This window comes from Streptomyces sp. NPDC031121, from assembly GCF_055570615.1.
In genome coordinates, this window is record NZ_JBVIGV010000004.1 from 262956 (window position 1) to 275644 (window position 12689).

12 protein-coding genes are annotated in these 12689 nt (G+C 75.3%); 1 reads left to right on the top strand and 11 read right to left on the bottom strand.

What is annotated here, in order from left to right; genetic code table 11:
* Nucleotides 1-3 precede the first annotated feature (3 nt).
* The 7 genes from ACZ462_RS09185 to mmuM all read right to left on the bottom strand — a co-directional run bounded on the left by ACZ462_RS09185 (nt 4) and on the right by mmuM (nt 9269).
* Complete coding sequence (locus ACZ462_RS09185) at nt 4-831, bottom strand: enoyl-CoA hydratase family protein (protein WP_114054665.1); 828 nt, start codon at nt 829-831, stop codon at nt 4-6.
* A gap of 101 nt (nt 832-932) precedes the next feature.
* Nucleotides 933-1940 (bottom strand): ornithine carbamoyltransferase, encoded by a 1008-nt coding sequence (gene argF, locus ACZ462_RS09190; protein WP_467804467.1) that lies wholly within the window; start codon nt 1938-1940, stop codon nt 933-935.
* A gap of 185 nt (nt 1941-2125) precedes the next feature.
* Nucleotides 2126-3352, bottom strand: coding sequence for an arginine deiminase (locus ACZ462_RS09195; protein WP_467804468.1), 1227 nt, complete (start codon nt 3350-3352; stop codon nt 2126-2128).
* Between the two features lie 134 nt (nt 3353-3486).
* Nucleotides 3487-3987, bottom strand: coding sequence for a hypothetical protein (locus ACZ462_RS09200; RefSeq protein ID WP_467804470.1), 501 nt, complete (start codon nt 3985-3987; stop codon nt 3487-3489).
* 208 nt (nt 3988-4195) lie between these two features.
* Nucleotides 4196-6796: a polynucleotide kinase-phosphatase gene (locus tag ACZ462_RS09205; RefSeq protein WP_467804471.1), complete on the bottom strand. Its 2601-nt coding sequence runs from the start codon at nt 6794-6796 to the stop codon at nt 4196-4198.
* Complete coding sequence (locus ACZ462_RS09210) at nt 6793-8295, bottom strand: 3' terminal RNA ribose 2'-O-methyltransferase Hen1 (RefSeq protein WP_467804472.1); 1503 nt, start codon at nt 8293-8295, stop codon at nt 6793-6795. Before ACZ462_RS09210 ends, ACZ462_RS09205 begins: the two co-directional genes overlap by 4 nt.
* A 38-nt stretch (nt 8296-8333) precedes the next feature.
* The gene (mmuM, locus tag ACZ462_RS09215; RefSeq protein ID WP_467804473.1) at nt 8334-9269 is read right to left on the bottom strand and encodes a homocysteine S-methyltransferase; all 936 of its coding nucleotides are present in this window, start codon (nt 9267-9269) and stop codon (nt 8334-8336) included.
* Between the two features lie 286 nt (nt 9270-9555).
* Between mmuM and ACZ462_RS09220 the strand changes: the two genes are divergently transcribed.
* Nucleotides 9556-9750, top strand: coding sequence for a hypothetical protein (locus tag ACZ462_RS09220; RefSeq protein ID WP_467804474.1), 195 nt, complete (start codon nt 9556-9558; stop codon nt 9748-9750).
* A gap of 16 nt (nt 9751-9766) precedes the next feature.
* Here ACZ462_RS09220 and ACZ462_RS09225 read toward each other — a convergent pair whose 3' ends face one another.
* The 4 genes from ACZ462_RS09225 to ACZ462_RS09240 form a co-directional block, all read right to left on the bottom strand.
* Nucleotides 9767-10240 carry a DUF6099 family protein gene (locus ACZ462_RS09225; RefSeq protein WP_467804475.1) on the bottom strand — a complete coding sequence of 158 codons (474 nt, stop codon included), beginning with the start codon at nt 10238-10240 and terminating at the stop codon, nt 9767-9769.
* Nucleotides 10241-10363: 123 nt separating this feature from the next.
* Nucleotides 10364-10756, bottom strand: coding sequence for a nucleotide pyrophosphohydrolase (locus tag ACZ462_RS09230; RefSeq protein WP_467804476.1), 393 nt, complete (start codon nt 10754-10756; stop codon nt 10364-10366).
* Nucleotides 10713-12170, bottom strand: coding sequence for an AAA family ATPase (locus ACZ462_RS09235; protein ID WP_467804477.1), 1458 nt, complete (start codon nt 12168-12170; stop codon nt 10713-10715). The genes ACZ462_RS09230 and ACZ462_RS09235 overlap by 44 nt, the downstream gene beginning before the upstream one ends.
* 66 nt (nt 12171-12236) lie before the next feature.
* Nucleotides 12237-12632, bottom strand: a complete 396-nt coding sequence (locus ACZ462_RS09240) for a cell division protein SepF (protein WP_114054655.1) — start codon at nt 12630-12632, stop codon at nt 12237-12239.
* Nucleotides 12633-12689: the final 57 nt, after the last annotated feature.

The window sequence follows — 12689 nt, forward strand, 5'->3', positions numbered from 1 at the left end:
GTGCTACCTGCCTTCCCACTCCGGCGGCCGTTTCGCGGTGAAGGCGGCGTGGAACTCGGCGTAGTCCCGGCCGTTCATCAGCAGGGCCTGCGTGTTGGCGTCGAGTTCGACGGCCGCGGCGAGCGGCATGTCGAGTTCGGCGGTCAGCAGGGCCTTCGTCTGGGCGTAGGCCAGGGCGGGGCCGGCGGCGAGGTGGGCGGCGAGCTCCGCGGCCCGTACGTCGGCCTTGCCCTCCTCGGTGAGTTCGCTGAGCAGGCCGATGCGCTCGGCCTCGGGGGCGCGGACGGGCTCGCCGAGCATGAGGAGGCGGGTGGCGTGGCCGAGGCCGACGACGCGGGGCAGCAGGTAGGCGGCGCCCATGTCGCCGCCGGAGAGGCCGACGCGGGTGAAGAGGAACGCGAAGCGTGCGGTGGGGTCGGCGATGCGGAAGTCGGCCGCGAGGGCGAGGACGGCGCCGGCGCCCGCGGCGACCCCGTGCACGGCGGCGATCACGGGGAAGGGGCATTCGCGGACGGCGCGCACCACCTGGCCGGTCATCCGGTTGAAGTCCAGGAGCTGCGCGGTGTCCATGGAGAGGGTGGCGCCGATGATCTCGTCGACGTCGCCGCCGGAGCAGAAGCCGCGGCCCTCGCCGCCGAGGACGAGCGCGCGGACGGACCGCTCGCGGGACAGCTCGGCGAGCAGGTCGCGGAGGTCGGCGTACGCGCCGAAGGTGAGGGCGTTGAGCTTCTCGGGGCGGTCGAGGGTGACGGTGGCCACGCCGTCCTGCCGGGTCACCCGCAGGTGGCGCCACCGTTCGGTTGCCGGGGTGGAACCGATGAAGGGGCTCACACTCCCGAAGGTATCACCGGATCCTGACTTCCGTCACGGAAACGCGATAGACGGGTGGTGGGGGCGGGTCCGCACCCGCCCCGGTCCCGCCCCTTGCAGGGTCAGGCGGCGCCGGCGAGCGTCGCGACGAGCACGGCCTTGATGGTGTGGAGCCGGTTCTCCGCCTCGTCGAACACGACGGAGTGCGCGGACTCGAAGACCTCGTCCGTCACCTCCAGCGACTCCAGGCCGTGGCGGGCGTGTATCTCGCGGCCCACGGCAGTGCCGAGGTCGTGGAAGGCGGGCAGGCAGTGCAGGAACTTCACGTCCGGGTTTCCGGTGGCGCGCAGCACGTCCATGGTGACGGCGTACGGGGCGAGGGCGGCGATCCGCTCGTCCCACACCTCCTTGGGCTCCCCCATGGAGACCCACACGTCGGTGGCGACGAAGTCGGCGCGGGCGACGCCCTCGGCGACGTCCTCGGTGAGCAGGATCCGGGCGCCGCTGGCGGCGGCGAGGTCGCGGGCCCGGTCGACCACGGACGCGGCCGGCCAGTAGGCCTTCGGCGCGACGATGCGCACGTCCATGCCGAGGAGCGCGCCGGTGACGAGGTAGGAGTTGCCCATGTTGAAGCGGGCGTCGCCCAGGTAGGCGAAGGCGATCCGCTCGACCGGCAGGGCGCTGTGCTCGGTCATGGTGAGGACGTCGGCGAGCATCTGGGTGGGGTGCCAGTCGTCGGTGAGCCCGTTGTAGACGGGCACGCCGGCGTGGGCGGCGAGCGCCTCGACGGCCGCCTGGCTGTCGCCGCGGTACTGGATCCCGTCGAACATCCGGCCGAGGACGCGGGCGGTGTCCTTGACGGACTCCTTGTGCCCGATCTGGGAGCCCGCCGGGTCCAGGTAGGTGGTGTGGGCCCCTTGGTCGGCGGCGGCGACCTCGAACGCGCAGCGGGTGCGCGTCGAGGTCTTCTCGAAGACGAGGGCGAGGCTGCGGCCCCGGAGGCGGGGCTGCTCGGTGCCCGCCTTCTTGGCGGCCTTCAGCTCGGCGGCCAGCTCGACCAGGCCCCGGAACTCGGCGGCGGTGAAGTCGAGCTCCTTCAGGAAACTGCGGCCGGCGAGGTCGATGGCCATGGGGGTACTCCAGGGTCGCGGGACAGGGGAGACCGGAAGTATATACGATGGCCTGTATTCATATACAGACCCGCGGGTGCCCCGTCGCCGCCTCCGCCCGGTGTCCCCCGCCTCCTCCCGGTTCATCCTGCCTCGTCAGGAGCCCTGCGCCCGACAGGCGGCGCCGCCGGCCGCCCCGCCGCCCCTCAGACGGCGTCCCGTTCCACCGGACAGCTCATGCAGCGCGGCCCGCCCCGGCCCCGCCCCAGCTCGCTGCCGGGGATCTCGATGACCTCGATGCCCTCCTTGCGCAGATGCGTGTTGGTCGTCACGTTCCGCTCGTAGGCGACGACCACGCCCGGCTCCACGGCGAGGACGTTGCAGCCGTCGTCCCACTGCTCGCGCTCCGCGGAGTGCACGTCCTGCCGGGCCGTCAGCACCCTGATCCCGTCCAGGCCGAGGGCCGCCGCGATCGCCCGGTGCATGTGCTCCGGCGCGTGGTCGGTCACCTTCAGCTCCTGCGGTCCGGCGCCCGGCTCGATGGTGTACGAGCGCAGCATGCCGAGGCCCGCGTACTGGGTGAAGGTGTCCCCGTCCACCATCGTCATCACCGTGTCCAGGTGCATGAACGCCCGCCGCTTGGGCATGTCGAGCGCCACGATGCTCGTCGCCGACCCGGCGGCGAACAGGCCCCGCGCCAGCATCTCCACCGCCTGCGGGGTGGTCCGCTCGCTCATCCCGATCAGCACGGCCCCGTTGCCGAGGACGAGGACGTCCCCGCCCTCGATCGTCGACGGGTAGTCGGCCTGCCCCTGCGACCAGTAGTGGAAGGCGCCCGACGCCGTGAACAGCGGGTGGTGCCGGTAGATCGCCTCGAAGTGGACGGTCTCGCGCTGCCGCGCCGGCCAGCGCATGGCGTTGATGGAGACCCCGTCGTAGATCCAGGCGGAGGTGTCCCGGGTGAAGAGGTGGTTGGGCAGCGGCCCGAGCAGGAAGTCGTCCAGGTCCATCGCGTGGAAGCGGACCGAGACGGGCTCCGCGTACCGCTCCAGGTACTCCCGCTTCGTCATCCCGCCGACCAGCGCCTCGGCGAGGTCCGCCGCAGTCAGCCCGTCGAAGACGGCGCGCAGGTGGTCGGTGGCGAGCGGCCCGTACTCCTTCTCGTCGAACACCCGGTCCAGGACGAGGTGCCTGGCCTCGGGGATGTCCACCGCCTCCCGCAGCAGGTCCCCGAACAGGTGGACCTCCACGCCGCGGTCCCGCAGGACGTCGGCGAAGCCGTCGTGCTCCTGCCGGGCCCTGCGCACCCACAGGACGTCGTCGAAGAGGAGCGCGTCCTTGTTGCTCGGCGTGAGCCGCTTCAGTTCCAGATCGGGCCGGTGGAGGATGACGCGGCGGAGCCGTCCGGTCTCGGAGTCGACATGGAATCCCATGGCGTACACGTTCGCAGACCGGACGGCTCTTTGATGCGGCGTTGGCGCAGGAGGTCCGGCGGACGGCCGGGACCCGCCGGGCCGGCGGGGCCGAAGGCGCCGGTCGGGGCCGCGCGCCGGGGCCCTCGGCGGCCTCAGCCGAGGCCGAGGAGCGCCGAGGGGGCCCCGGTCAGCTCCGGGGTGGTCAGGCCGAGCTTCGGGGCGGCCAGGTCCGGGATGCCGAAGTTGCCTCCGTCGGGCATCGTCAGCGGCGCGCCGAGGACCACGCCCGGGGGGCGGGCGATCAGGTCGGTCGCCGGGGAGGTGAGCGAGCCCTCGGAGTCCGCGGCCGGGTCGCCGAGCAGGTTCGGCACCGGCGTGCTGACGAGGGTGCTGCCGAGCTCCGCGCCGACGGGCAGGGAAGGCACCACCGGGGCGGGCAGCAGGTCGCCCTTGTGGTGGCGGACCTCCGGCGCGCCGGCGACCGGGACCGGGACTCCGGTGCCCACACGCGGGGTGTCCACGCCCAGCGTGGTCTTCACGGCATCCAGCGGCACACCGACCGGAACCGGGGCGGCGGCCGCCGGTCCGGCGGCGCCGGCGGCCGCCATGCAGGTCATGAGCGCCGCAATGCTTCCGCGCGCGGTCATCTTCATAGGTGACGTTCCGTCCTTCCTGGTTCGCGGACACTCCGCTGCCCTGGATGAACGATCGCGCAGGCGCTTTCCCCGGCATCGGCCGGGAAAGTTCCCCCATACCACCTAATTCGGGGCCGTGCGCGGGCGCGCGCCTTTACGCGTTGCCCGCGCACGGCGGTGTAGCCCGGCCGGCCGGGCGCCGGCCAGGGGGCCGGCGGGGCGGCCGTCACAGCCGGGGGTCGACCGGCTCCGACTCCAGGGCGAGCACCGCGAAGACCGCCTCGTGCACCCGCCACAGCGGCTCCCCCGCCGCCAGCCGGTCCAGGGCCTCCAGGCCGAGCGCGTACTCGCGCAGCGCCAGCGAGCGCTTGTGGCCCAGGGACCGGCCGCGCAGCCGGTCGAGCTGCTCCGGGCGCGCGTACTCCGGCCCGTAGACGATCCTCAGGTACTCGCGGCCGCGGACCTTGATCCCGGGCTGCACGAGCCGCCCCTTCCGGTCGCGGGCGTACGCCTGGAGCGGCTTGACGACCATCCCCTCGCCGCCGGCCTCCGTCAGGTCGAGCCACCAGTCGGTGCCCGCGCGGACGGAGTCCTCGTCGGCGGGATCGACCAGGATCCGGCCGGTGCGGCGCAGCAGGCCGCCGCCGGCCGCCTCGTCCGCGGCGGCGAGCCGGTCCAGCCAGAACAGCTGCTCGTCGTGCGGGACGGCGGCCAGCGACCGCCCGGAGGCGGCCAGGAGCTGGAACGGCGCGAACCGCACCCCGTCGAGGCCCTCGGTGGTCCAGCAGTACCGGCGGTAGGCCTCCGTGAAGCGGTCCGCGTCCTCGGCCCGCTCCCGCTGCCGGGCCAGCAGTACGCCGGTGTCCGCGCCGCGGGCCGCGGCGGTCTCCAGGGCGGCGATCGCCGCCGGGAACGCCGCGCGGGAGGCCGCGCCGACGGCGGCGTACTGCTCGCGCAGCAGGCCGCGCGACTTCAGCGACCAGGGCAGCAGCTCGCCGTCGAGCAGCAGCCAGTCCCCGCCCCCGGCGGAGGAGCCGCCGGGCGCGGCGAGCTCCTCCCACAGCCCGGCGCCGGTGACGGCGTCCCGCACCCGCCCGAGGAACGCCTCGGTGACGGCCGGGTCCGGGAAGAAGGGCCGGCCGGTGCGCGTGTACACCGAGCCGGTGGCGGCGCCGTCGGTGCCGAAGCGCCGGCGGGCGGTCTCGGCGTCCCGGCACAGCAGGACCGTGGCGCGGGAGCCCATGTGCTTCTCCTCGCACACGACCTGGGCGATGCCGTCGGCCCGGTACTGGGCGAAGGCGTCCGCCGGGTGCTCCAGGTAGCCCTCCTCCCGCGAGGCGGCCGCCGGGGCCATCGTCGGCGGCAGGTACGGCACCAGCCGCGGGTCGACGGCGAAGCGGCTCATCACCTCCAGGGCCGCGGCGGCGTTCTCCTCGCGCACGGAGACGTTCCCCAGGTGGCGGGTCTCCACGACGCGCCGGCCGTGCACGTCGGCCAGGTCGAGCGGCCGGCCCTCGCGGCCGCCCGGCAGCGGCGCCGCGAGCGGCTTGGCCGGCTCGTACCAGACCTTCTCGGCAGGGACGTCGACCAGTTCGCGCTCGGGCCAGCGCAGGGCCGTCAGCCGCCCGCCGAACACGGCGCCCGTGTCGAGGCAGATGGTGTTGTTGGTCCACGACGCCTGCGGGACGGGCGTGTGGCCGTAGACCACCGCCGCCCGGCCCCGGTAGTCCTCCGCCCAGGGGTGGCGCACCGGCAGCCCGAACTCGTCGGTCTCGCCGGTGGTCTCCCCGTACAGGGCGTGCGCGCGGACCCGGCCGGAGGTGCGGCCGTGGTACTTCTCGGGCAGCCCGGCGTGGCAGACGACCAGCCGGCCGCCGTCCAGGACGTAGTGGCTGACCAGGCCCGCGATGAAGGAGCGGACCTCGGCGGTGAACTCCTCCGGTTCGCCGGCCAGCTGCTCGACGGTCTCGGCGAGGCCGTGCGTCAGCTGCACCTTCGAGCCCTTGAGGTGGCGTCCCAGCTTGTTCTCGTGGTTTCCCGGCACGCACAGGGCGCTGCCGGAGGCGACCATGCCCATGACGCGGCGCAGCACGCCGGGGCTGTCCGGGCCGCGGTCGACGAGGTCGCCGACGAAGACTGCCGTGCGGCCCTCGGGGTGGACGCCGTCGCGGTAGCCGAGCCGGTCCAGCAGCGTTTCGAGCTCGGAGGAGCAGCCGTGCACGTCGCCGATGATGTCGAAGGGGCCGGTGAGGTGGGTGAGGTCGTTGTAGCGCTTCTCGCGGACGACCTCGGCGGTCTCGGCCTCCTCGGCGGTGCGCAGGACGTGCACCTTGCGGAAGCCCTCGCGTTCCAGGTTGCGCAGGGAGCGGCGCAGTTCGCTGCGGTGGCGCCGGATGACGTGCCGCGGGAGCCCGGCCCGGTCGGGGCGGGCCGCGTTGCGCCGCACGCAGACCTCCTCGGGCATGTCGAGGACCACGGCCACGGGCAGGACGTCGTGCTCGCGGGCGAGCCGGACCAGGGAGCGGCGGGCCTCCGGCTGGACGCTGGTGGCGTCGACGACCGTGAGCCGGCCGGCGGCGAGGCGCTTGCCGGCGATGTAGTGGAGGACGTCGAAGGCGTCCCCGCTGGCGCTCTGGTCGTTCTCGTCGTCGCTGACGAGGCCGCGGCAGTGGTCGGAGGAGACCACCTCGGTGGGCTTGAAGTGCCTGCGGGCGAAGGTGGACTTGCCGGAGCCGGTGGCGCCGACGAGGACGACGAGGGACAGGTCGGGGACGGGGAGCACACGGTGCGCGGTGGCTCCGGTGGCGGTGGCGGTGGCGGTGGTCATGCGGCCTCTCCCTCCTTCGGAGTGTCGGTGCGGGTGGCAATGGCGGGGCGGTCGGCGGGGTCGACCAGGGTGAAGACGGCCATCTGCGTCGGCGGGCCGACCTCGGGGTCGTCGTCGCCGACGGGCACGTACTCCACGGCGTAGCCGTGCCGGCCGGCGACGGCCCCGGCCCAGTCGCGGAACTCGGCGCGGGTCCACTCGAAGCGGTGGTCGGGGTGCCGGACCTGCCCGGCGGGCAGGGTCTCCCAGCGGACGTTGTACTCGGCGTTGGGCGTGGTGACGAGGACGGTCCGCGGGCGGGCCGAGCCGAACACCGCGTACTCCAGGGCGGGCAGCCGGGGCGGGTCGACGTGCTCGACGACCTCGCTGAGGACGGCCGCGTCGTAGCCGGCGAGCCGCTTGTCCGTGTACGTGAGGGAGCCCTGGAGCAGGCGGACCCGGCCGGCCTGCAGCTCGCCCATGCGCTCCGGGCGCAGCCGCTTCGCGGCCACGGCGAGGGCCCGTACGGACACGTCGACGCCGACGACCTCCGTGAAGGAGGTGTCCTTCAGGAGCTGCTGCACCAGGGCGCCCTGGCCGCAGCCGAGGTCGAGGACGCGGGCCGCGCCGGCGGCGCGCAGCGCCGCGGTGACGGCCTCGCGGCGCAGCACGGCGAGCGGCAGCGGGCGGTCGGCGGTGTCGGTGTCCTCGTCGACGGCGTTGTCGAGGTCCTCGGCCGGGCTGCCGTCCGCCTCGGCGAGACGGGCCAGCTCCAGGCGCTCCAGGGCGTCCCGGGTCAGCCGCTTGTGGCGGGCGAGGTAGCGGGAGGCGATCAGGCCGTGCTCCGGGTGCCCGGCGAGCCAGCCGTCGCCGGCGCGCAGCAGCTTGTCGACCTCGTCGGGGGCGACCCAGTAGTGCTTGGCGTCGTCGAGGACGGGCAGCAGGACGTAGAGCTGCCGCAGCGCGTCGGTGAGGCGCAGCCGGCCCTCCAGGACGAGCCGCACGTACCGGGAGTCCCCCCACTCGGGGAACCGCTCGTCGAGCGGGAGCGGCTCGGGCCGCACGAGGTCCCAGCCGAGGGGGCCGAACAGCCGGTGCACGAGCTGCGGCCCGCCGCGCGCGGGCAGGACGGGGATCTCGATCCGCAAGACGCGCGGCTCGTCGACGAGGTCGGGGCGGGCGGCGCACCTGCCGTTCAGGGCGCTGCCGAAGACGCTGCGCAGCGCGACGGCGAGCAGCGAGGAGGCGGCGTAGGGGCGGTCGTTGACGTACTGGGCGAGTGCGGTGTCGGGCGCTCCGCTCCGGCCCTTGCCCCGGCCGCGCCGGACGAGCGCGACGGGGTCCACCTCCAGCAGCAGGGCCGCCGTGCAGCGCTCGTCCCCGGCCTCGGGGTAGAAGACGTGGGCGGTGCCGTGGGAGGTGGTGAACGCCTGCGCCTTGCCGGGATGCTTGTGCAGCAGGAATCCCAGGTCGGTCGCGGGGCGGTCGGGGGTGCCGGTGGTGGAGATCGTCAGGAACACGCTTCCGATTCTTGCCGCCGGGCCCGCCCGGCCGCCGCTCATTTTCCGGGGGCGGCCGGGTCCGGCGGGGTGTCGCGGATGGCGGCGGCGAGGGCGGCGATGCGGCGGGGGCCGATCCGGCAGCAGCCGCCGACGAGGCGGGCGCCGGCGCGCCGCCACGCCGGGACGGGCCAGGGGGCGGGGGCGGCGGGGTACTCCCAGGTGCCGGAGGCGGCGTCCCAGGCGGAGCCGTCGTTGGGGTAGGCGAGCAGCGGCTTGCCGGTGGCGGAGGCGGCCTCCTCCAGGGCGGGCAGCACGTCCTGGGGGTCGCAGCAGTTGACGCCGGCCGCCACGACCTGCGGGGACTCCTCGGCCAGGGCGAACGCCTCGGCCAGCTGCCCGCCGGCCCGGGTCCGGCCTCCGGCGACGGTGTACGACAGCCAGGCGCGGGCCCCGGTCTCGGCGAGCACCCCGAGCACGGCTTCGGCCTCGTCGGCGTCGGGGATGGTCTCGACGGCCAGCACGTCGGGCCCGGCTTCGAGGAGCTCCTCGATGCGGGGCCGGTGGAACGCGGCGAGCCGGCGCGCGCTCAGCCCGTACCGGCCGCGGTATTCGGAGCCGTCGGCGAGGACCGCGCCGTAGGGGCCGACGGATGCGGCGACCCACACGTCGTGTCCGGCGGCGTCGGCGGCGCGGGCGGCGAGGCCGACGCTGCGGTGCAGCAGCGCGGTGGTCTCCGCGTGGCCGCGGCCGCGGGCGGCGAAGGTTTCGTGGCCGACCTGGTAACTGGCGGTGATCAACACCTGGGCGCCGGCCTGCGCGTACGCCCTGTGCGCCGCCTGCACCTGGTCGGGCCGCTCGGCGAGCACCCGGCCGGTCCACAGGCCCCCGGACAGGTCGCAGCCCTGCCCGGCGAGCTGGTTGCTGAGCCCGCCGTCGAGCACGAGCACGCGCGCGGCGAGCGCCTCGGCGAACGGCGCGGTCGCCCGCGTCACGCCCCCCGCCCCCTCAGCGGCGCCGGCCCGGCGGGGAAGCCGCGGCGGACACCCGGCGATTCCGGCGGCACACGGGGTGGGTACATACCATCCATCCTGCACCTCCCGGCCCCCGCGGGGTGAGTCTCCGTCCACCGGGGGCCGCCCCGGCTGCGGCCAGTGACCAGTCGCCGGCGGGGCTCGTTTCCCCGGTCGGAGCCGGACCGCCCGGCCCGCGCGCCGGCGGCCCGCCGCCGGCCCGACCGCCGCTCCCTTCCCCGGAAGGGCCAGGGCCGAGGAGGCCGCCATGTCCCACGAGTCCGCACCCGAACAGCCCGGACAGGACGACATGCACGGGGAGCAGGCCCCGGCCGGCCCCCCGACGGGCCTCCTCCGGCAGATGGAGGACCTGATGGCGGCCCTGAACGCCGACCTCTCCCGGCTGGACGCCGAACTCCAGTCCTCCACGGACGGCACCCAGGGCCCGGGCCGCACCCCGTAGCCGCCCCGGAGGCGGCTCAGGCTGCGCCGTGGTGGTGGGTGGTCAGGCGGCGGAGGAGGGCGCGCACCCGGTCGCTCGATTCGTCTGCCGCGTCGATCGACTCTATGCACTGCCAGTACAGGCCCTCGTCGTCCGTGCCGCAGGCCACCCCCACCAGGGCCATGCCGACCTCGCCGAGGAGGTCCTGGAGGCCTAGGAGGGAGCCCCGGACGTCGCCCACCACCGTCAGCTGGACCGCGCGCGGCGGCTGGTCCGGTGCCCTGCGCTCCCCGCGCAGGGCCGCTCTGTGGAACACCCCGCAGCCTCTGCCTCCCGCTTCGCCCAGGCCCTGTGCCTCCGATCTCAGTTCCCGCGGCCCGCTGACGGCGAGCCAGTTGCCCACGCCCTGGGCCAGGGCCTGGGCCTGCCAGGCCTCCCACACGATGTCCATCTCCGCCCCGCTGTGTGCCAGCGCGCGGCGGCCGGCCGCGATGAGCCGTACCGCATCCATATGCCGTCCCCCGTCCGCACGACATCCGCCGTTCTCACCACTACCCAGAGTGAAGGCAATGCGCCAGTAAAGCCAGGGGCATTCGGAAATCTCTGGACAGAGACAGGGTTGTGGACGACGCCATCACTCCAAAGAGTGACGATGTGGGGTCGTAGGCCCGGTCACCGGGAAGCGCAGCTCGTTCCGTTCGATCTTCGCGGCGAGCGCGTCCAGCACGTCCACCCCGAGGACCTCGCAGAACTGGAGCAGGTAGGCGAGCACGTCGGCGACCTCGTCGGCCACGCGGTGCGCGGTGTCCGGCTCGTCCATGACCCGCGCCGACTGCTCGGGCGTCAGCCACTGGAAGATCTCGACCAGTTCGGACGCCTCCACGCTCAGCGCGGCGGCCAGGTTCTTCGGGGTGTGGTACGGCTCCCAGCCGCGGACGGCCGCGAACTCCGCCAGGCGCCTCTGGAGCCGGTGCAGGCGCTCGTCACCGGTCTTCGGCGGTCCGTTCGTCTCGGGCGTGTCGCTCATGCCCCAGGTCTACCACCGCCGCTCCGGCGGCCTCGCGGGCGGCCGCCGCGGACTCCTCCCCGACGGCCGCCAGGAGGCGGACGTGGCCGCGGCCGCAGGCGAGCAGGGCGAGGCGCTGCAGTTCGGCGCCCTGCCGCCGGTCCATCCCGCGGTCGAAGCCGTCGGCGAGCACGGTGAGGGCCTGCCGGGCGGAGAGCAGTTCGGCGGCGGGGTCCATGGCGAGCACCCCGGGGCCGGTGAGCAGGACCAGGGCCAGGGCGAGGAAGCGGAGTTCGCCGGAGCCGAGCCGGGCGAGTTCGGTGGCGGGCCGCCCGGGCCCGCGGTCGAGGACGGCCGTGACGGGTCCGGGGGCGGGCCCGTCACCGGGGACGAGGACGTCGAGCCCGTGGACGCGGCCCGCGCAGGCGGCCTGTGCGGCGCGGGCGAGCAGCGTGTGGCGGGTGGTGCACTCGTGGCGGGTGCGGCGCAGTACGTCGGCGAGGTTGGCGCAGTCGCGGAGCAGCCGGCCCTCGCCGTGCGGGGCGGGGGCGCGCATCCGGTCGGGGTCGGGGTCGCAGGCGAAGACGGAGCGCAGTGCCACGACGACCTGTTCGGCGGCGGCGAGGACCCGCCGCTGCCCGGGGGTGGCTCCGGCGACGCGCAGCGGGATGAGGGCGGTGCCGAGCCGGTCGTCGGGGAAGGGGGCGCGGGTGACGACGGCGCTGCCGCCGGTCAGCCAGGCGGCCTGGACGCTGCGGCGGCCGGGGTCGCGCAGGGCGGTGCCGAGCAGGACCTCGCCGCCCGCGGTGAGGCGTTCGCCGACGATCCGCAGGGCGGGTTCGGCCTGCACGGCGAGGTCGAGGCGGACCGGGCCCGCGGGGCCGTCGACGGTGCAGCCGATCCGGAAGCCGCGGCGCCCCTGGGCGTCGGCGGGTGCCCGGTCGGGGACGCGGGCGGCGGGGTCGGGGAAGACCGCGTCGAGGGCTGCGCCGGCGGCGAGGGCGGACAGCGCTTCGTGGGCGGCGAGGACGTGGGACTTGCCGCTGCCGCTCGGCCCGGTGAGGAGGGTGGCGGGGGCCAGTGGCAGGACGAGGCCCCGGTGCGGCCCGAAGGCGGAGAGCCGCAGCTCGCTGACGACGGGCCGCACGGGCCCCGCCCTGCCGGCGGCTCCCGGAGCGGCGGAGTCCCCGCCCTCGGGCGTCCCGTCCCGGTCGCCCGGCGCGCGTACGGCCGCGGCGGGCGCCGCGGGGGCGGCCGCCGACGCACCGGCAGCCGGATACCGCCCCGCGCCGCCCGCGGCCGCGGGCCGCGGCGCGGCAGGCCACGGCCCGGCGGGAGCCCACGGTGCGGCGGCCGGGCGCTGCCGGCGGCGGGTCAGGCGGGATTGCTCGGGTACGGCGGGGCGGGGCCCCGCCGTGTCCGGGGTGGCGTCCATGCGCCGGACGGTAGGCCCGCCGGGAACTCCCCCGGCACGCCGAACCGTTACCTCGGAGCGACCTTCCTACGATCGGGGGACGGCGGCGGCCGCGATCCCCTCGACCTCGGTTCCGACGGGCGCGAGCAGGAAGACGTTCCGGTCGACGCGGTGCATGCCGCTGCCGAGGCCGAAGACGACCCCGCTGCTGAAGTCCAGGATCCGCTTGGCCACCTCGGTGTCGGCGCCCGTGAGGTCGAGGAGCACGGGCACCTGCGCGATCAGGTACTCGGCCACCTCCCGCGCGTCGGCGAAGACCTGCACCCGGATCACGACGAAGCGCCGCTGCTCGGCGGCCGCGGTCCCGGAGGACGCGGGGATCGTGCGGTGGTCCACCCGTGAGGGCCACTCGTTGCGACTGCGCAGGGGAACCACCTGCGCGAGACCCTCCCACTGTTCGTCCGTGACGTCGTACCTGCTCACCGGGCCGCCTCGGCCGCGCGCTTCATGTGCATCCCCCCATCCTCTCGCGTTTCACCC

Excerpts from the sequence above, each read along its gene's own strand:
- ACZ462_RS09205 (WP_467804471.1), bottom strand. The coding sequence starts at position 6,796 with ATGACCACCGCCACCGCCACCGCCACCGGAGCCACCGCGCACCGTGTG.
- ACZ462_RS09230 (WP_467804476.1), bottom strand. The coding sequence starts at position 10,756 with ATGAGCGACACGCCCGAGACGAACGGACCGCCGAAGACCGGTGACGAG.
- ACZ462_RS09235 (WP_467804477.1), bottom strand. The coding sequence starts at position 12,170 with ATGGACGCCACCCCGGACACGGCGGGGCCCCGCCCCGCCGTACCCGAG.
- ACZ462_RS09225 (WP_467804475.1), bottom strand. The coding sequence starts at position 10,240 with ATGGATGCGGTACGGCTCATCGCGGCCGGCCGCCGCGCGCTGGCACAC.
- ACZ462_RS09195 (WP_467804468.1), bottom strand. The coding sequence starts at position 3,352 with ATGGGATTCCATGTCGACTCCGAGACCGGACGGCTCCGCCGCGTCATC.
- argF (WP_467804467.1), bottom strand. The coding sequence starts at position 1,940 with ATGGCCATCGACCTCGCCGGCCGCAGTTTCCTGAAGGAGCTCGACTTC.
- ACZ462_RS09220 (WP_467804474.1), top strand. The coding sequence starts at position 9,556 with ATGTCCCACGAGTCCGCACCCGAACAGCCCGGACAGGACGACATGCAC.
- ACZ462_RS09200 (WP_467804470.1), bottom strand. The coding sequence starts at position 3,987 with ATGAAGATGACCGCGCGCGGAAGCATTGCGGCGCTCATGACCTGCATG.